Genomic DNA, 19,265 nt, shown 5'->3' on the forward strand with positions numbered 1-19,265 from the left:
CTATGGGACAGAAGCAAGCTGAAATGGACGCGAATCGCCAAATCGTCGCGTTCTACGACACGGTTGACAGCCCCGCGCCGGCGGGCGCCGTCGTGATTGATGTCACGGACGAGCAATGGCTCGCACTCGTCAATGCGCAGGGCGCCGGAAAGCGCCTGTGCGTCGACGCGGAAGGCGCGGCCGTCGCGCTGGACCCTCTGCCGCCAACGCGCGAGCAATCGGCCGAAACGAAACGCATGCAACGAGACGCGGCGCTGACCGCGACGGACTGGCTTGTCGCGCGACACCAAGACGAGTTGGTGATCGGCGAAGGGACGACGCTGACAGCGGCGCAGTACGCCGCCGTCATCAAATACCGTCAGGCATTGCGTGATATCAGCGATGCCAAACAGTGGCCTGATATTGACCTGCCGGCGGCGCCGGATTTCCTGACTGCGATCGCCTGATCGCGTCATTTCCACCTTTTCAATTGGAGTCTGCAATATGGCGCTCGACAGCTATCACCACGGCGTTACCCTCGTCGAAATCAATCAGGGATCGCGGCCGATCCGTTCCATTTCGACGGCAATCCTCGGCCTCGTGTGTACGGCGAAGGATGCCGACCCGGCGACGTTCCCGCTCGATACGCCCGTGCTCATCACCAACGTTATCGCCGCGCTCGGGAAGGCCGGAAAGCAGGGAACACTTCGTAAGGTGCTGACGGCCATCGGCGCGCAAACCAAGCCGATGACCGTTATCGTCCGCGTCGCCGAAGGCGCCGACGATGCGGCGACCACGTCGAACGTTGTCGGCACGGTGACGGCCGAAGGCAAATACACGGGCCTGAAAGCGCTGTTGACGGCGCAAGCAAAGCTCGGCGTTAAGCCGCGGATTCTCGGCGCGCCGTTTCTCGACACGCAGCCCGTCGCGAATGCGCTCGTGACCACTGCCAAAGCGTTGAAGGGATTCGCGTATGCGTTTGCCGCTGGCGCGAAGACGAAGGAAGAGGCGACCGCGTACCGGAAGCAATTCGCCGCCCGCGAACTGATGGTGCTGTGGCCGAACTGGCTCGGCTGGGACGACGTCGAGAATGCAACCGGCGAGGTGTCAGCCGTCGCCGTGGCGATGGGCCTGCGCGCGAAGATCGACAACGATATCGGTTGGCACAAGACGCTGTCCAACGTCGCCGTCAACGGCGTGACCGGCATCAGCGCTGACGTGTCGTGGGATTTGCAAGACCCGTCGACCGATGCCGGCTACCTGAACGAACAGGACGTGACGACGCTGATCAATCAGAACGGCTTTCGATTCTGGGGCTCGCGCACGTGCTCGGACGATCCGCTGTTCGCGTTCGAGAACTACACGCGCACGGCGCAGGTCGTCGGCGATTCGATCGCGCTCGCGCAGATGGTGAACGTCGACGGGCCGCTGAATCCGTCGTTGCCGCGCGACATTATCGAGAGCATCAACGGCAAGTTCCGTCAGTGGGTTTCGCTCGGCTACCTGATCGGTGGCTCGTCGTGGTTCGATCCGGAGCCGAACACGACGGATGTGCTCAAGGCCGGGCAGGCGTATATCGATTACGACTACACGCCGGTTCCGCCCCTCGAAAACCTCACGCTGCGTCAGCGCATTACCGATCGCTATCTCGCCGACTTCGCGTCGAAGGTCAACGCCTAACCGGCGCGCGAAACCACACATACAGGAGTAAACGAACATGGCATTGCCGCGAAAACTCAAGGGGTTCAACCTGTTCCAGAACGGCGAGAACTTCGTCGGACAGGTTGCGGAAGTCACGCTACCGAAGCTGACGCGCAAGATGGAAGACTGGCAGGGCGGCGGCATGGGCGGCCCGATCAAGGTCGATTTCGGCAACGAAGGCATTCAGATGGAATGGACTGCCGGCGGCTTCATGAAGAGCGTGTTGCAGCAGTACGGCATCACGCAGCACGACGGCGTGCTGCTGCGTTTTGCCGGCGGCTATCAGGCCGAAGACTCGGCGAGCGTCGATTCGATCGAGATCGTTATCAAGGGCCGGCATAGCGAAATCGATCCGGGATCGGCGAAGGCGAAGGAAGACACCTCGTTCAAGGTGACGACGGTCGCGAGCTACTACAAGCTGTCGATCAACGGCGAGGAAATCATCGAAATCGACTTCGTCAACATGATCGAGCGGATCAACGGTAGCGACCTGCTCGCGACGCTGCGCACGGCAATCGGGCTGTAATTTTTCGCCTCGGCCGGAGATACCGGCGAGGCAGTCATCTATCGATCATTCGAGAGGAACACCATGAAAACGAACCAAGCCGCAAACGCGGAAACCGTACTGCCGGAAACGCAGAGCCAGGATGACCCGAACACGCTCACGCTCGACACGCCGCTCGTGCGCGGAAGCCAGACGATCGACCGCATCACACTGCGCAAGCCGAAGTCAGGCGAGCTGCGCGGCGTGTCGCTGTCCGACCTCGTGAACCTCGACGTTGTCGCGCTTTCGAAGGTGCTGCCGCGCATCAGCGCACCGACGCTGACGGAAGCCGATGTGGCCAATATCGACCCGGCCGACCTCGTTCAATTGGGAGGTATCTTCGCTGGTTTTTTGATGCCGAAGGCCGTGAAATCGAAACTGGGCTACCAGACCGAATAGAAGACGCGATGGCGGATATCGCGATCGTGTTCAGCGGTTGGACACCGCCGATGATGGACGCCTTCACGCTGACTGAACTGATGGACTGGCGCGAGCGCGCGCGTGTTCGCAACGGAAGCGAGTAACGATGGACAACGCCCTGAAACTTCGCGTCGTGTTCGACATGATCGACAACATGACGAAGCCCCTTAAAAATATGCTGGCCGGTAACAAGGGGCTTGCCAGTTCGCTGAAAGAGACGCGCCGCGAGCTGGCCGAAATGGGGAAGACGCAAAAGAGCGTCGGCGAGTTTCGGCAGATGCGCACGGGGCTCGCCGCGACCGCGTCGCAGCTAGGCGCGGCGCGTGGTCGAGTCTCGGAGCTGGCCGGGTCGCTGCGTGCGTTCGGCCCGCCGTCGCGGCAGATGATCGCGGACTTCGACAAGGCGAAGCAAGCCGCCGCGCGGCTGTCGGCCGAACACGAGAAGCAATCCGCACGCGTGAAGGCGTTGCGCGATCAGCTTGCCGGCGCCGGCATCAACACCAGAAACCTATCGCAGCACGAGCGCGATTTGCGCGCGAGCATGGCGTCGGCAAACGCGACGATCAGCGACCAAATGCGCAGACTCGGCGAGCTGGCTGACCGCGAAAGACGCGTAGGCGCAGCACGGTCGAGAATGCAAGCCATGCAGGGCGTCGCGGCCGGGATGGCCGTCGGCGGCTACGCGGCGAAGTCAGCCGGCGGGCATATCCTCGGCGATCTGGCCGGCACCCTCGACGAAGCGAAGAAAATGCAGAACGAGCGCGCGCGCATCACGGCGTTCGGGCTTGGCGATCAAGCGACGAAGGATGCTGAAAAATACGTTCGCGCTATGAAAACAATGGGCGTCAGCACGTCCGACAACATGACGTTGATGCGTGACGCGCTTTCCATCTTCGCCGACGAGCATCACGCGCAAATGGTGATGCCGACGCTGTCGAAAATGAAGTTTGCGAACGACACATTGTTCGGTGCGGAGGACGCGCATGCGAACGAAGAGAAGTTCATGAACATGCTGAAAGTGATCGAGCTGCGCGGCGGCACGAAAGACGAAGCGACGTTCAAGAACGAAGCGAACATGGTGCAAAAAGTCCTATCGGCGACCGGCGGCCGCGTCGGCGGCGACGAGTGGCGCAACTTCATCCAGACCGGCGGCGTTGCAGCGAAGCAGATGCGGCAGGACGCGTTCTATTACCAGATGGAACCGCTCATTCAGGAAATGGGCGGCCATGGCGTCGGCACGGGCCTTATGTCGGCCTACAGTAACGCGTACCAAGGTAAGACGACGAAGCGGGCAGCGAACCAGATGATCGCGCTCGGGTTGCTCGATCGGAAAAAGGTCGTCGATACGAAAATCGGCACGATCAAGGAAATCAAGCCGGGAGCGCTGACCGGCGGCGATCTGTTCAAGGCATCGCCGCTCGAATGGCTCGAAAAAGTGTTCCTGCCGAAGCTGGCCGCGAAGGGGATCACTGATCCGGACAAGGTGAAAGACATGATTTCGACGATCTTCACCAACCGGACGGCGTCGAATCTGTTCACGACCATGTACATGCAACGTGACCAGATTCATAAAAACGAGCGCCTGAACAAGGGCGCATACGGCATCGACGACGCGCATCGGCTAGCAAAGGAGCAAATTCCCGGCAAGGAAATCGACGTGCTGTCGAAGTTGAAAGACGTGAGACGCGAAATCGGCGAGAGCATCGCGCCGATGTACAACGCGGCGTTGGACAAGACGCGCGACATTCTCGAGCGGCTGCTCGGCGCGATCAAGCGGCATCAGACCGCCGCGAAAATCATCCTGTCGGTTGCGGCCGCATTCGGTGCGCTGCTCGTCGTGGCCGGGTCGCTCGTGATCGTGCTCGCCGGCGTGCTTGGGCCGTTGGCCGTGCTGCGTTTCAGCATGACGACGCTCGGCATGCGCGGCGGCATCCTGTCGCGCGTGCTCGACAACAGTGCCGGCGCGTTCCGTCGCATGTCGGGCGCCGCGTCGGGCGCCGGGAAATCGGCGCAAGCCGGCGCGACGCGCATTCGCGGTGCACTATCGACGGCGTGGCAGGCATCGTCACCGCGCGGCGCCTGGACAACCGTTCGCGACTACGTGAAATCCGTCGGTCAGCGCGTGCCGGCCGCGTGCCAAGCGGCGAAGGAATCTGTAAAAAGGTGGGGCGTGTCCGCCGGGACGGCGCTCAAGGATGGCATCGGCGCCGCGCGACTGTACACGGTTCAACTCTGGCGCGCAGTAGCAGCGCAAATGGCCGCCACGCGTGCGGCGGCCGCGTCACGTTGGACGATGGCGCGGCAGTACGTCGCGCGGCGTGGCGCGTCAGGCGTCGCGGCCGATGCTGCAAAGGGCGGCGTCAGTCTCATCAAGGGCGGCGCCGCCAGCGCGATCAGCGGCGTAGCAGCCGCATTCGCGGGGCTCGGGCAAACGCTGATGTTTGTCGGTCGGCTCGCGCTGATGAACCCGATCGGGCTCGTCATTACCGCGATCGCGGTCGCCGCGCTGCTGATAGTCCGATATTGGGAGCCGATCAAGGCGTTTTTCTCTGGCTTCTGGCAAGGGCTCACGGAAGGACTTAGGCCGCTCGCGCCGCTGTTCGGACGGGTGTTCGGTGTCCTCGGTAGCATGTTCGCACCATTGAAACCCGTGTTCGATTGGCTCGTGGATGCAATCGGGAACGTGTGGGGCTGGATCAAACGTCTGTTGGGGCCGGTCGATACCAGTAAGGAAAGCCTTGACGCCGCGACCAACGCCGGCAAGGGCTTTGGCGCATGGCTCGCGAACATCGTCGTCGTTGCGGCCGAAGCTGCCGGCCGCTTCGTCGAATTCGGCGCAAACATTATGTCGGGCCTCGTCAACGGCATCAAAAACGGGCTCGGCTCGGTGAAAGACGCCATTACCGGCGTCGCGGATTCGACAGTGTCGTGGTTCAAAGAAAAGCTCGGCATTCATAGCCCGAGCCGCGTTTTCGGCGAGCTGGGCGGTTTCGTAAGCGAAGGCGCGGCGATCGGCATGGAAGGCGGGCAGGGTAAGGTAGCACGCGCGGCTGTTGCGCTCGCGACCGTTGCGACGACGTCGTTCGGGATGCCGGCACTTGCGGCCGACACGACGCTCGTGCGCCCGGCCGTGCCGATCGATCGGCGCCCGCCGCTGGCCGCAGCGTCGTCGACCGCGGATAGTGCAGTCGCGTCGGGGCCGATCACCATCAACATTTATCCGCAGCCGGGTATGGACGCGGCGGAAATCGGCCGCATGGTGCGCGCAGAGCTGGAACGACATGAACGGGCGAAGCAGTCGCGCATCGGCGCGCGGCTGTCTGACTGAGAGGGGAACATAGGCCATGATGCTGTCACTCGATCAGTTCGTTTTCAGCTTGCAGACCGCACCGTATAAGGAACTGCAACGACAACGGAACTGGAAGCACCGCACAAGCTCGCGGGTCGGAACACGCGACGCCAGTCAGTACACCGGCGCCGGCGACGACACGATTACGCTCAACGGTATGGTTGCGGCCGAGAATGGCGTCGGCGCGATCGCATCGCTCGACGAGCTGGCCCGTATGGGCGATGTCGGCGACGCGTATGCGCTCGTCGACGGATCGGGAACGATCTACGGCGCGTATGTCATCGAAAGCCTGAACGAAACGGCGACGTACCACACGCCTTCCGGCATCGCCAAGAAAATCGAATTCAACCTGACGTTGAAGCGCGTAACCGACGAGACGCTCGCGGCCACACAAGGCGACGGCAGCGAGTCGGGGAATTCGGCTAAGGAACTGTTGAACGATGTGCGCCAGGTCGTGAAGGTTGCGACGACCGTCGTCGACAACGTCAAGAACCTGTCTATCAATTCGATCAAGTCGGCCGCGATCGGTGTCATCGGCAGCATGGCGCCGCAAGCGGCCGCCGCCGCCGTCAAAGGCTTGTCGACAGCAACCGGGCTTGAACTCGACGAGGCAATCAAGGCAGCGCGGCAGATTTCGACGATGAACGGGGATTCGATCGGCAGCGTCGTGCAGTTCGTGCTTGGCAAGGTGTCGGGGGACGCATGACGGAAGCAACGACGCAGCCCGCGCGCAAGCAGCCGCAGGCAGACTATCGCATCACGCTCGACGGGCGCGATATCTCGCGCCTGTTCGCGCCGAACCTCATCAGTCTGACGCTGTCGGAGTCCCGAGCGGAAGAACCCGATATGCTCGATCTCGTCTTGGACGATACGAAAGGCACGTTCGCCATTCCGAAGCGTGGCGCCGATATCAAACTGTCGATTGGGTGGGTTGGCGAGTCGCTTATCGACAAAGGGGCGTTCACTGTCGACGAAGTCGAGCATAGCGGGGCGCCGGACATTCTGACGATCCGTGCGAAGTCAGCGTCGATGACGAACAAGATGCACGAGCGCCGCGAGAAAAGTTGGCATGGCGTGACGATCGCGGGCATCGTCGCTGCAATCGCCGGCCGCCATGCATTGAAAGCGAAGGTCGAGACGAAGATCGGGCAAATTCGGATCGCACATATCGACCAGACGCACGAGAGCGATATGTCCTTTCTCACGCGACTGGCGAAGCGTTACGACGCGGTCATGACGGTCAAGGATTCGAATTTGCTGTTCATGCCGATCGGATCGGGAAAGACCGTGAGCGGAAAGGCGCTTGCCGTGCTCAACCTGACTCGCGCGTCGGGCGATCAGCATCGGTATCACATCGCCGAGCGCGAGAGCTATCAAGCCGTGCGCGCGCACTACCATTCGAACACGAAGGGCAAGCGAAAATCTGTCGTGGTCGGCGGAGAGAACAACAAGAATGTGAAGGTGCTACCCGAAGACTATGCGACCGAAACGGAGGCGCGCGCGGCGGCACAGGCGGAGCTAGCGCGCGTGAAGCGCAGTCAGGCGACTATGTCGTACACGCTCGCGCTCGGCCGTGCCGACCTGTTTCCCGAAATGCCCGTGACCGTGGCTGGGTTCAAACCGGATATCGACGAGACGCCGTGGCTCGTGAAGCAGGTCACGCACACGATTACCGGCGACGCTGGCTTCACGTCTACGCTCGAACTGGAAGTGCGCGACGATCCGACGACGGATCGGCATCGCACACATTTCCGCAAGCGTAGCGCGTAACTACCCGCCGAGACGCGACCGCCACGCGTGCAATATCGAATGCGGCCGACCGACGCGGCGGGCCTCGTCGAAAGCCGCGACGGCCATTCCCGCGAGCACTGCCGCATGCGGAAACACAACGGGCTTTGTGTCTGCGTCGCTCCATCCAAAATCAGTATTCCAAAATGGCGCGAATAGGCCGATACGCGGCATGTTCACGCCGCGCGGATCAAAGTACATACGTGTGCGGGCGAGGGCGTGAAATTCGGCATCGTGGCGCCGCTTGCCGGCGTCAAACTCCATGATCGCCGCACGCTCGACGAAGAACTCCCATACGTTGTCATCGTCGCGGTTCACGGTCGGCGCCAATACTGTATAAATATACAGTATTGGCGTGCGGCCGCGTTGTGTCAACGACCGGCGCCGGGCGGGCGCGCAGAAATGAAAAAGCCCGCTGGTGCGGGCTTCGTGGTGTGTCTTCGCTGCGGCTTACTTGCTGCTGATCGCTTCTCGGTTCGTCCAGTATTCCTCTGTCTCGCCTTCGCGGCGAAGCTGGATCACACCGCCAAGGATCGGCACATCGCCGAGATAGACCGTCTGCCCGGTGCGGAACAGGGTGCAATTCCCGGCCTCGATCGCGCTGACGGCGGCCTTCCTGAACGCGGCTTTGTCGAAAGACATGATCTTGTAGAAACGGTCCTTGGTATCGCAACCGAACCACGTCCCGTCCTTGATGTGATACGCGGTCGGCGCAGCCACTGACGCGGATTGAGTCACGAACGCCGAAATGCAGACGACAGCAAACACGCCGCATGTGCGACGTACCCCGGAAAAGGTCATGGATTGTCCTTTTTGTGTTGTGGAAATGAAAGCAGCAGCGTAACACAATGTTACAGTTGGCTTTCTCTACGGTGGTAAGCAGGCGGGCCGACACCCGTCCATAAAGGCCCGCTGCGCCACATGCGCGGAAGCTCGACCGCCAGGACGCGCCATTGAGCGAGGACGGCCGCGAACGTGCCTTCGCGCTTGGCTCGCCGAATCTTGTCGACGATATTCCAGCCTCGCACGTAGTGCGTGAAGCTGCGTTGGCTTGAGAGAAAATGCGACGCGTGGACGCCGACCCATGCGAGCAATTCGTCGGGAAGAACGTCGGGGGACGCCGGGTCGGGCTCGATGTTCGCTATGACGGCGGGTTGTTCGACCGTCGACGCGGCGCCAGCACCGGCGGCCGGCGCGCTGGCTTCGGACGCGAGCAAGCGAAGAAGCTCGATACGGTGCCACGGGATCGGCGAACGACCGGCGACGTAGTTTCGGACGGTGCGAGTGCAGCAGCGGAGCGACTGAGCGATTCGAGCGATGGACAGACCGTCAGTGAGCGCGAGGAAATCGGACAGCGCGCCGTGACGGTGGTCGGCGGCATTCATAAGCGTTGCGGGATGCGAAACTGTGTAAGAGATTGTAAGTATGTTTACAAACAGTTTCATTCAACCTGACAGAACTGCCGGTTTTGCTAGCGACTCAACTTGACATAACGTGAATTATCAGTGATTTTTGTTGTAGTGGCTAGATTGAAATGTCCGCTTTGGGGGTGCGGCTGAACGGCTGGAATTGACGACCCGGCAGGTCTGCCGGCTGGTCGCCCGGTTACGTGAGCACGGGCCGGCGGGACTGGTGTCGGGACACCGGTCGAAGCCCGGCAACCGCAGCCTGGATTCAGGAGCCGCCGACCGGGCGCCGTCGATCATCCGCGATCGCTACGCCGATTTCGCCCGGCCGCATCAAACCAGATACGCGGCCACTTCCTCCGGCGTCAGGAACCGCACCAGCGTCACGGACGGGTTCTGCGCCGGATGGCAGACACCATTGAAGCCGTTCCAGCTCCTCTTGATACCCTCTTCCGTCTCCAGCGCGATCAGCACGCATTTACCGTGCTTGCGGTGGCTGCGCAACGGCGCTTCGCCCCATGCGAGCGCCAGATTGTCGACCAGCACGCCGTTCGCGTACGCATGCGCCTGCAGCCAGTGAAACTCCGACGAATCCTGATCTTCGTCGCCGCTCCTCGGCGCGATCGGCTTGCCGACGCGCAGCGTCCGCGCATGTTCGCCGATCAGGCGCTGTAGCAGCGTGAACGCATGGAACGTGTTGTTGACCGCATGCGCGCTGGCGACGAAGCCCGTGCCGGAAGCCGGCAGCACGACGACGCACTCCGGTTCGTAGCTCAACGCCGACGCTGCACACAGAAAGTGCAACTGATCGAACGGCAAACTGTCGTTGTCGGCCATCCGCTCCAGCAACGCCTGCAGCGCGGTGTCGGCCACGAGATCGCCGTGATTGTCGCGATCGCGCATCAGCATCGCCATCAGCGGCAGGACGAGCGTATCGACAGCGCCCCGCAACGCATCGAGTTCCCGGCCCTGTCGCCCGTCGAGCGCATCGAGCCGTTGCCGGGCGGCGTGCCAGTCGCGCCGTTCGTCGTCGGTGGCGCCGTCGTCGTCATCCTCGACTGCCCTTGCGCAAAACGGCGCGAGTTCAGGCAGCCACGCCCCAAGCCTCGCCAGCGCGGCCGGAAACAGGATGCGCGGATCGGCCCCACCCTCGACGATCGCGCCACCGAGCAACGCCAGCAACGCCGCGCGATTCGGATGCAGCGCCGGCAGCTCGGCCGCACACGCGTGCAGGATCGCGTCGGCGCGGCGACGGTCCTGCGCCTGCGCACGCAGTTCGTCGACTTCGGCCAGTTCGAAGAAGTCGTCCAGCGTGAAGAGATCGGTTTCGTCGAGGACGGGCCGGTGCAGGACGGCAAGGAGTTCAGGTGTCAGCTGCGTCATGGTTGGCATGGCAGGAACGGGCGAATGGGCGACAGGCGTGACCGAGGCGGTCGGCGTGTCGGTTTGCAGACGTGCGGTTCAGACGGTCATTCAAATTGGAAACCTTTGTTCGGCGCGTGCTCCTCGTCGATATACGTGCCCTGAAAATCCACGTCGCTACCGTGGCCGAGCACGGTCCCGCATTGACCGCGCTGTTCGACTTCCATCTGCGCACCGTGAATGGCGAAATCGAGCTGGCAGCCGTCGGCGCCCACGTGGAATGCCTTGCCGTCGGCCCGCACGACGGCGTCTGCCTTGTATTCCCGTCCACTGTTTTCACCGTTCCACGACGACGCGTCGAACGTCAGCCGTGCCGCATCGGCATACGGGTTGAGGTGAATCATGATGATTCCGCCGCGATTGCGCGGCAACGGCCTGGACGAAATCTCCAGGAGCGTCCACGTTTGCGACCAGTGGAAGTCGTTGATGTCGAGCACGATTTCGGGGTTGGGCTGGGAAAGCTGCTGCAGCCGCCGGAGATAGCTGGTACGCAGGCAGTCGACGTCTCGTCCGCAGGCATCCCGTTGGCTTCGCCAGCCGCGCTGATCGCGCTTCAGTCCATTGAGGCCGGAGTCGCCGTGCGACCGGTCAACGCGTTGCGGCGCAAGCGACCACGCGATCGCGAGCTGATCGTCGAGTTTCGACAGCTCGGGGACGGCGCATATCGTTTGCTCCGCCGGTTGTCTGGCCAGATGGCAATTGAAGGACGCGGCGCATACGGTGCCGGCGAACCAGAAGGACGCCGGCAGCAGTGCGATGCGGGCCAGCGTCCGGAGGGCAATCGTTGTCTTCATGTCGAATGGGATGAAGGTGAATGGTCATGCAAGGGTCACGTGTTACTCCCGCATCCCCTCCAGATCGCGGATCAACTCGCTCGCCGAGATCTCGTCGAGCGTCGACAGCGCATCGGGTTCGCGAATGCTGCCCCAGTTCGACGGCGAACCGGCCTGCAACGCGCCGAGTTGCTGATCCGGATTCATGTCGACCGCCCCGACGAAGATCCCCGGGTCCAGCGACAGTTCGATCACCTTGCCCGCGCCGAGCGGCTTCGTGAAATACCAGATGCAGCCGGCATCCTCGACCTGGCCGCGCCGCCAGCCCTTGTTGACGAGCCCGAGCACGCGGCCGGTCGGCACCTTGACGCCCTTCCAGCGTTCGAGTTGCCGCCCGTTGCGCTCGTCGTCGGTCAGCCGGTACACGTCGCGACCGAGCTGCGCGAACGGCTGCAGCAGCTCGTAGTCGGCGAACACCTGCCCGAATGCGGCGGCATCGGCCGGCGCGATCTCCAGCGCATGCGGCACCCCGATGCGGATCGTCGCGCCCTCCGGCAGCGTAAATGCATCGTCGTCGGCAGTCGCCGCCGTGCCGTCTTCCGCCACGCGGAAGCAGGCCTTCAGCGTGCCGCCGAAGTTGCCGCCGTCGTCGACTTCGTACACACCCCAGACAAGGCGCTGGACAAGGTGGCGCACGAGCGGATGCTCGGCGAGAAACGTGCGAAACACCTCGGGTGTCCAGCGGCGGCGCCCGCACATCGCGACCTCGAGCCGCGCGACCTGCTGGCTCGCGATGGTGCGCGCATCCTTCTTCAGCACCTTGAAGCGCTCGACCGCTTCCTTGCCCTTCACGGGATCGTCGGTCTTCTTCGGCTTCGGCAGGTCCGCGAGCCGCGCGCCGGCCACGCCGTCGGCGCCGGTCTCGCGCACATACGGCTTGAGCGTCTCGTCGAAGCCGACCCGGAATGCACGCGGACCGAAGTCGAGCAGCATCGTCCCCTGTTCGTCGAGCCCGAGATCCGGCGCGAGACGGTCCTCCAGCTCCTCGGACGACAGCCCGCGCGCTTCCGCGATCGCATCGATCTTCTCTCGTGCGCGGTCCTGCAGCGCGCGGAACTTGACCTTCTGCGCGATGCCGTTGAGCAGCATCAGCGCGACGTCGCTGCCGATCGAGGCCAGCACGTCGAGGCCGGTCGCCGCGCGTGCATGCGCCGATTCGCCGGGCCACGTGCGGATCAGCGGCGTCAGCTTGCGTGCGGTGTCGTCGTTGCCGAACAGGCCCAGCGCGGTGAGCGCCCAACCCTCCTTGCCCGGCGCGCCAGCATCGAGCCATGCGTTGAAGCAGTCCCACGCGAAATCGGCCAGCGACTCCGCCGTGCACGCGTCCTTCACGACATCGATGCCGCCGTAGACGCCTTCACCGGTCGGGAACGTCAGCATCTGGCCGAGATGGTCGAGCGCGTCGTCCGGCAGCGCCTTGCCGTTTTTCAGCACCGGCCGGCGCCAGCCGCGCGGCTGCCAGAATTCGGGCAGCTTGCTGCGCTTGGTCGGAAAACGGTCGAGCGGGCTCTCGTCGAGCACGGCGCGCACCGCTTGCGGCACCGCGTCGTCGGCATAGCGCGAGGCGACGTCGATCAGCAGCGCCTCGTGGCCGTTCGCCTGCAGCAAACGCAGCGCCGCGCCGGCGCAGTCGCGCGCTTCGCCCGGCTTGCCGAGCGACGGTGCGATCAGGCCGCAGGCCGCATGCTCCGGAAACTTGAGCAGCCACGCACGGCCGTCGTCGCGCAAGGTCTTCAGCTTCGCGAACGCGCGGGCCGCGATCGGCGCGCATTCGACGGCGCCGTAATTCAGCGCGTAGCCGAAATTCTCGGTCGGCTTGTTGCGCACGGTCGCGATGAGGCCGGGCAACGCGGGCAGGCCGAAGGTCGCCATCACCAGGGTCACGCCCGCCGTGCTGTGTTCGCCTGCCACCGCGTTCCAGATGTCGACGGCCACCGCGGCCGGCAACAGCGTCAGGTATTCGGCGCGCAGCCAGTACCAGAAGTAACGCTCGCGCTTGCGCGCGTCGATCATCGCGCGCCACGCGGCGACGAACGCCGGCGCGTCACCGTGCCGGATCGCCTTCGCCGCCGCCTCGCCGAGCGGCCCGTAGTATTTTTTGCTCGCGTCGAAACCGAGGCCGTCGATCAGCGTCATCGTGTCCTTCGACGCCGCGGCGAGCCGCTTCACTTCCCACTGGTCCGGCGTTTTCGCCTGCTTGCGCTTCGCTTCGTCCCAGCATTCGACCGCTGCCAGTTCGAGCGGCTCCAGCGTGAGCGCAGCCGCCCGCTTCTGCCGCGCGGCAAGCCAGGGGGGCGCGGCCAGCACACCCGGCAATTCCTCGGCCGATGCGACCTCGGCCGGGCCGGCCAGCAGCGCGAGGAGCTTGTCGATCACGGCCTGCGCCGGTGCGTCGAGCCACGGCCGCAGCCCGTCGACGTGCGCCGTATGCGCGCGCAACAGGCGCGTGAGGCTCGGCGTCAGCAGCCCGGCATCCTTGCCGCCCGCGGCCACGAGCCGCGACAGCGCGACCATGCCCGCCACCGGCCAGCGATCGAGCGACAGCGACAGGCGCGCGAGCGCGCCCTTCGAACCGCTGGCAACCTTCGCCAGCGCAGCCACCGCGTCGGGCGTGCCGATCGCGGCGAGCGCGTCGCCCGCCTCGTCGGCGGCAGCGCCGCGTTCGAGCACGTCGAACGCGGCGCTGCCGCGCTCGCGCAGCACGGTCGCGACCATCCGCGACATTCCCCAGAACTCGCGGCCATAGCTGTTCGGCCGGATTCTCCCGGCCACCGCGATCGCATCGGGATCGGTCGCGGTCAGCAGCATCCAGTGCAGTGTCTCGGGCACGTCGGGTTCAGCGCTCAGCCTGCGCACCAGCGCATTCGACAGCTGCGGCACATCGGGCAACAACAGTGCGGGTATCGGCTGGCGGGTCGGGTGCAGCGCCGGCAACGCGGCCTCGATCCTGTCGACGCAGGCCTGCCAGTCCGCCTCGCTCGCCGCGGCAAGATGCTCGCGCAGCGCCGCCTCGCCGCCGACGATCGGCCCGCGCCAGCTCCCGCGCACCGGGCCTTCGACATTCGTCGAGAAACGATGGAGGCGGCGCTGCGCCTGACGGTCGTAATCGGCGTGCACGTGGATTTTCAACGCGTCGAGCAGCACGTCGATCGCGCCCGTCAATCCGTATTGCGCAACCAGGTAGTCGGCGACCGGGCGGCCGATCGTGGTTTCGCCGTGATAGTCGCCCACGGTCATCGCCAGTGCGAACAGCACGGCGTCGGCTTGCGCGTCCGCCACCGGCCCGGCGATCGGCGTACGCGCGGCCAGCCGGTCGAGCATCCGCTGGGCGGCCGGCCGCAGCGCCGCGTCGGTCGCGCCGATGTCGATCGAGTACCCGTCCTTGCCTTCGATCTTCAGCCACGCAGCGCGCACGTCGAGCACGGTCACCGGGACGGGAAAACGGCGGGACGCATAGGCTTCGCGCAGGTTCTGCGGCGACAGCCGCACGGGATCGCCGTGCATCAGCCACGGCGGAGCGCCGGTGTCGGCGACGGCGGGTGCGGCAGGCGCCGGTGCGGCGGCCGCCTCGGACGCCAACCACTCGCCGAGCGCCACGGCAGTCGCCTGCCCGTGCTCGTGCACGCTGGCCGACGCGCCCCAGCCATGCAGCAGACGGCGCGACTTGAGCAGGTCGAGCGCCATCGCGGCGCCCTGGTCGCCGACGTCGTAGCGGCGCTTGATCACGGCGACCGTCAACGTCTCGCCGGGCTTCAGGTCGCCGTTCGCGATCTGCGCGCGCACGGTCTCGAAGACACGCTCGCACTGGGCGTCGAAACCTTCGGCGGCGGCGGGCGGCAAGGGCGCGGCGGCGGCGGCGGTGGTGGCACTGGAAACCGTTGAACGCGGCGTCGATGCCGCCGGCTGGGCCGACGGTGTGGGCGGCACACCCTTCGCGGCTTTCGCCGCTGCGGGTTGCGCGTTCGCGGCCGGTTCCGCGTCTGTCGGCGCCTGCGGCACCGCGGCCGGAGTTGCCGGCGACGCGACGGCCGGCGGCTTGGCGGCAGTCGCGCCGATGCTGGCGCCGGCCGCCACCGCGACTTCGGCATAACCCTTGCCGGTCTTCTCCTTGACGAGCTTGTCGAGCGCGGCGCGCGCCTTCGCGTCGTCCGCGAACGACTTCGTCTGGCTCTGGCCCGCGGTGCCGATGCGGCCCCAGCGGATATTGAGCCCGGAGCCTTCCTGCTCCACTTCCCAGAACTTGCTGGAGTTGCCTTCGATCAGTTCAAAACGACGCATCCGTTCCCTCTCACTCGGATCGACGACGCGGCACGATGCCGCGCCCGCATGCCATGGCCGCAACGCAGCCATGACGCCCTCTCGTTCATTCATCCCGCGAGCCGTGCAGCCTGCCCGACGGCTCGCGGTGTCGGGCGCCGACTGCTCGCCCGTTCGACGGTCATGCCGTCATTGCTCGACGATGCCCAGCAGCAGCAACGTCAGCGAACCCAGTTGCGTCAGGATCGACGCCGATTGCGCACCGCGCAGGCCGTCGGCCAGCGTGCGCAGCAGCCGCCCGGCGTGCGCGAGGCCGGCGCGCTCCAGTCGCGTGGCCTGCGCCAGCGCACGCTCGATCGCGCCGCCGCCCTGATGGCGCATGCCCTGGCGCAGCCATTCGGCCAGCAGCGCCAGCGTGTCCTCCGCGAGCGCGACCAGCGCGGGCAACGACCCGCGCCCGCCGGCCAGCGGCAGCGGTTGCGGCGCCGTCGTTTCGGTCTGCAGCACGACGGCGCGCTGCGCGGTCAACACGGCCAGCGGCCGCATCACGGCCGTGCCCGCATGCAGCCGGACGGTACCTGCCAGCGCGCGCAACGCGCCCCATTCGCCGGCCAGCGCGCGTGCCAGCGCATCGACCGCGCCGGGTGCCACGGCGCGATGCGGCAGCGCGAGGTGCAGCACATCGTCGCCGTCCACATCGGCCGTCCCTGCTTCCCCCTGCTCGAGCCGCGCGTGCAGCACCTGGGCAGCCGCATCCCAATGGACCGACCGCACGACCATCGGCTCGAACGCGACCACGTGCAGCGACCCGGCCGCGCCGGCCGCCGCGCCGTTCGCCGCCTGTCTCGGCCGCACGAAGTCGGGCAGCGCGTCACGCAGGTGCGCGACGAGCGCCGCGATGCCCGGCTGGCGGATCGGCGCGACGAGATCGTCCCAGGAGGTCGGCGACAGCGGCAGCACGCCTGTCTGCCGCACGCCGGCGGAGATGTCGACCGCACCGTTCGCGCGCCGCTTCGCGGTCTTCGTGACGACCTGCCCGGCGGCGATCTGCCGCAACGGAAAACCCGCGACGCGGCGGCCGGCCAGATCCGGCGCACGGCCGCCGGCCGCGACGTCGGCGGCACGCGGCCAGTTGCGCGTCAGCACCATCACGGTCTGCGTATCGGGATCGGCGAACAGCACGCTCGCCCCCTCTTCCGCGTCGTCGGCCCACAGCTCGACGCCGAGCGACACCAGCCGCAAATGATCGAGTTCCACCTCGCCCTTCACGCCGATGCCGAGCATCTGGCGGGCCGGCACCGCGGCACCCTCAAGCTGCGTCGCGGCGGACAACGCCGCGCGCAAGCGTGCCCACAGTTCGGCCAGCACGCGCACGAGCCGCAGCGGCTCGAAGCGGCTGCTGCGCGCATGCTGTGCGTGCACGAGCTGCCAGGCTTCGTCGAGCGCGTCGTCGACCCACTGCCAGCCGCGCTCGCGCAAGCGGCCGCGCAGCGACTCCACGCGCGCGGCCAGCGCGATCGGCGGCTGGCTCGAGCCGTCCAGCCACAGCGCGTGCACCAGCCTGTCGAGGTCGGCGATCAGCACGTGCGCCGCTTCGTCACGCAACGGCGACCGGTCGTCGCCACACTCGTCTTCTGCGCCGGCCGGCGGGCGCACCTCGACGATCGTCTCCGGTACGCCGTCGGCCGGTGCCCCGGCCTGCCGGAATGCCCAGACGGCCAGCACGACGTGCGCGCAACCGCTGCCCTGCCGGCAGTCACAACGCGCATGCGCGAGCGAGCGTCGCGAGAAGAACCGCACGGTACACATCGGCAGGCGTGCAACCGGCGACGACTGTGCGCCGGACCACGGCTGCACGGTCACGGCGGGCCGCGCGGCCGCCATGCGCGCGGCCTGTTCGAGCACCGACGGCGCAAAACTCGCCGCCAGCGCGGCATCGTCGAAATCGGCGGGGCTCCATGCGCGATCCGCGGACGACGTGCCGTTCGTGTCGTCGCCCGGCGGCGCATCGTCCGCACCGGTACCTGTTGCGCCGCGTGCGACATCGTCCGGATTGCAGATCGATTCATCGCGCGTATCGGCCTGCCCCGTCTCGTCGTCTCCGCCTGCACGCGCCTCGCCCGGGGCCGCCGCTTCGTTCCCCCGCATGCTCGCCTGATAAGCGAATACCAGCATCACGCGATGCCGGCACATGCCGCTCGCGGTGCAGTTGCACGCCGCGTCGCGCAAGGTCCGGCCCGGCGGCAGGCTGGTACGCACGCCGTCGGCGAACGACGCGTGCACCGTACCGTCGCCGTCGACGGCCACCGCCGGCACCGCGCCGGCGGCGACATCCTTCTGGGCGCGCTTGACGAACCCGGCGTTGGCGAGCGCCGTCAGCGCTTCGGGCGTCAGTTCGAGGAGGTCGTCGCGGATCGGTGCGCTCATCCCCGCACCTTCTCGGCGAGCCACGCGGCCAGTTGGCCGGGCGTCATCGCGCCGACTTGCGCACCGGCGTTCACGAGCCGCGCGGCCATCTCGCGGTCGTAGGCGGGCTCGGCAGCCGAATCGAGCGCGGCCAGCCCGAGCACGCGCGCGCCGCTCTCGGCCAGCGCCTTCACGCGGCGCACGAGTTCGTAGCCGCTGCCGCCTTCATAGAAATCGCTGACCAGCACGATGATCGTGCGGGCGGGATTCGCGACGCAGGATTGCGCATACGCGACGGCCTTCGCGATGTCCGTGCCACCGCCGAGCTGGACCTTCATCAGCAGCTCGACCGGGTCGGACACGTCGGCGGTCAGGTCGACCACCGACGTGTCGAAGGCCACGAGCCGCGTGCGCATGCCCGGCAATTGCCACAGGCACGCGGCCATCACCGCGCTGTGAATCACCGAGTTGACCATTGACCCGCTCTGGTCGACGAGCAGCACGATGTCCCACGGCTCGGCGTGGCGACGCGTGCGACTGTTGAAGACCGGCGTGTCGAGATACAGCTTGCGCCGCTCGGGATGCCAGTGACGCAGGTTCGCGGCCAGCGTGCGCGTGTAGTCGAAATTGCGCGCGATCTTCATCCGCGAGCGCCGGCGCCGGTCGCGGGTGCCGCTGAAGGCCTGCCGCACGTCGGTCGCCAGCCGCTCCATGATTCGCCGGACCACCTCGGCCACCAGCCGCCGCGCGGCCGCCAGCACCTCGGGATTCATCAGGTGCTTCGTGTGCAGCACGGCGCGCAGCAACGATTCGGACGGCTCGATCCGCTCCAGCACCTCGAGGTTCGTGACGACTTCGTCGATGCCGAAACGCTCGACCGCGTCGCGTTCGAGGCGGTCGATCACCTCCTTCGGAAACAGCGTGTGGATCGTGTTGATCCAGTCCGGCGTGGTCAGCGCGGACGGCCCGAGGCCGGCCCCGCGCTCGCCGCGCTGCGCGCGGTCGTCGTCGCGGCCGTACAGCCAGTCGAGCGCCGCATCGGCGGCCCGCGCGTCCGCACCCGGCGTGCCGCATGCGGCTTCGGCCGGTTCGCCGAGCAGCAGGCGCCAGCGTTCGAGCGGACCGGGAATGTTCAGCGGCATGGCAGGACTCGCGGAAAA

At 66.0% G+C, this 19,265-nt stretch carries 15 protein-coding genes and 1 pseudogene; 8 read left to right on the plus strand and 8 right to left on the minus strand.

What is annotated here, in order from left to right; translation table 11 throughout:
* The first annotated feature begins 2 nt into the window (after positions 1-2).
* The 8 genes and pseudogenes from FOZ70_RS04975 (at position 3) to FOZ70_RS05010 (ending at position 7,763) form a co-directional block, all read left to right on the plus strand.
* Positions 3-446, plus strand: coding sequence for a phage tail assembly chaperone (locus tag FOZ70_RS04975; RefSeq protein ID WP_219705060.1), 444 nt, complete (start codon positions 3-5; stop codon positions 444-446).
* A gap of 37 nt (positions 447-483) precedes the next feature.
* On the plus strand, positions 484-1,659 hold the full coding sequence (locus FOZ70_RS04980) for a phage tail sheath protein (RefSeq protein WP_219705062.1): 1,176 nt from the start codon (positions 484-486) through the stop codon (positions 1,657-1,659).
* A 37-nt stretch (positions 1,660-1,696) separates the two neighbouring features.
* Positions 1,697-2,206, plus strand: coding sequence for a phage major tail tube protein (locus tag FOZ70_RS04985; RefSeq protein ID WP_091919524.1), 510 nt, complete (start codon positions 1,697-1,699; stop codon positions 2,204-2,206).
* Positions 2,207-2,269: 63 nt separating this feature from the next.
* A complete protein-coding gene (locus FOZ70_RS04990) occupies positions 2,270-2,623 on the plus strand; it encodes a phage tail assembly protein (RefSeq protein WP_219705063.1) in 354 nt (117 codons plus the stop codon).
* A gap of 8 nt (positions 2,624-2,631) precedes the next feature.
* The gene (locus tag FOZ70_RS04995) at positions 2,632-2,748 is read left to right on the plus strand and encodes a GpE family phage tail protein (protein ID WP_219705065.1); all 117 of its coding nucleotides are present in this window, start codon (positions 2,632-2,634) and stop codon (positions 2,746-2,748) included.
* 2 nt (positions 2,749-2,750) lie between these two features.
* Positions 2,751-5,972, plus strand: coding sequence for a hypothetical protein (locus tag FOZ70_RS05000; RefSeq protein ID WP_219705067.1), 3,222 nt, complete (start codon positions 2,751-2,753; stop codon positions 5,970-5,972).
* A 16-nt stretch (positions 5,973-5,988) separates the two neighbouring features.
* A pseudogene (locus FOZ70_RS38500) lies at positions 5,989-6,375 on the plus strand (phage tail protein); the annotation flags it as partial.
* Positions 6,376-6,695: 320 nt separating this feature from the next.
* Positions 6,696-7,763, plus strand: a complete 1,068-nt coding sequence (locus FOZ70_RS05010; RefSeq protein ID WP_219705070.1) for a phage late control D family protein — start codon at positions 6,696-6,698, stop codon at positions 7,761-7,763.
* Here the strand turns inward: FOZ70_RS05010 and FOZ70_RS05015 are convergent, their stop codons facing one another.
* The 8 genes from FOZ70_RS05015 to FOZ70_RS05050 form a co-directional block, all read right to left on the minus strand.
* Entirely contained in the window at positions 7,764-8,099 is a 336-nt protein-coding gene (locus tag FOZ70_RS05015) for a hypothetical protein (protein ID WP_219705072.1), read from the minus strand.
* Positions 8,100-8,231: 132 nt separating this feature from the next.
* Entirely contained in the window at positions 8,232-8,582 is a 351-nt protein-coding gene (locus tag FOZ70_RS05020; RefSeq protein WP_206121842.1) for a hypothetical protein, read from the minus strand.
* A 50-nt stretch (positions 8,583-8,632) separates the two neighbouring features.
* The gene (locus FOZ70_RS05025) at positions 8,633-9,166 is read right to left on the minus strand and encodes an IS21 family transposase (protein WP_219705074.1); all 534 of its coding nucleotides are present in this window, start codon (positions 9,164-9,166) and stop codon (positions 8,633-8,635) included.
* A 354-nt stretch (positions 9,167-9,520) separates the two neighbouring features.
* Positions 9,521-10,579 carry a hypothetical protein gene (locus FOZ70_RS05030; protein ID WP_258025550.1) on the minus strand — a complete coding sequence of 353 codons (1,059 nt, stop codon included), beginning with the start codon at positions 10,577-10,579 and terminating at the stop codon, positions 9,521-9,523.
* A 77-nt stretch (positions 10,580-10,656) separates the two neighbouring features.
* Entirely contained in the window at positions 10,657-11,403 is a 747-nt protein-coding gene (locus FOZ70_RS37975; RefSeq protein WP_226165410.1) for a lysozyme inhibitor LprI family protein, read from the minus strand.
* Between the two features lie 42 nt (positions 11,404-11,445).
* Positions 11,446-15,720, minus strand: coding sequence for a DUF4132 domain-containing protein (locus FOZ70_RS05040; RefSeq protein WP_219705076.1), 4,275 nt, complete (start codon positions 15,718-15,720; stop codon positions 11,446-11,448).
* 168 nt (positions 15,721-15,888) lie between these two features.
* Complete coding sequence (locus FOZ70_RS05045) at positions 15,889-18,126, minus strand: hypothetical protein (RefSeq protein ID WP_219705078.1); 2,238 nt, start codon at positions 18,124-18,126, stop codon at positions 15,889-15,891.
* Positions 18,123-19,247, minus strand: a complete 1,125-nt coding sequence (locus tag FOZ70_RS05050) for a VWA domain-containing protein (protein WP_059650649.1) — start codon at positions 19,245-19,247, stop codon at positions 18,123-18,125. The genes FOZ70_RS05045 and FOZ70_RS05050 overlap by 4 nt, the downstream gene beginning before the upstream one ends.
* Positions 19,248-19,265 lie beyond the last annotated feature (18 nt).

Origin of the sequence: Burkholderia sp. COPS, from assembly GCF_019425585.1 — a bacterium.
GTDB lineage: Bacteria > Pseudomonadota > Gammaproteobacteria > Burkholderiales > Burkholderiaceae > Burkholderia > Burkholderia cepacia.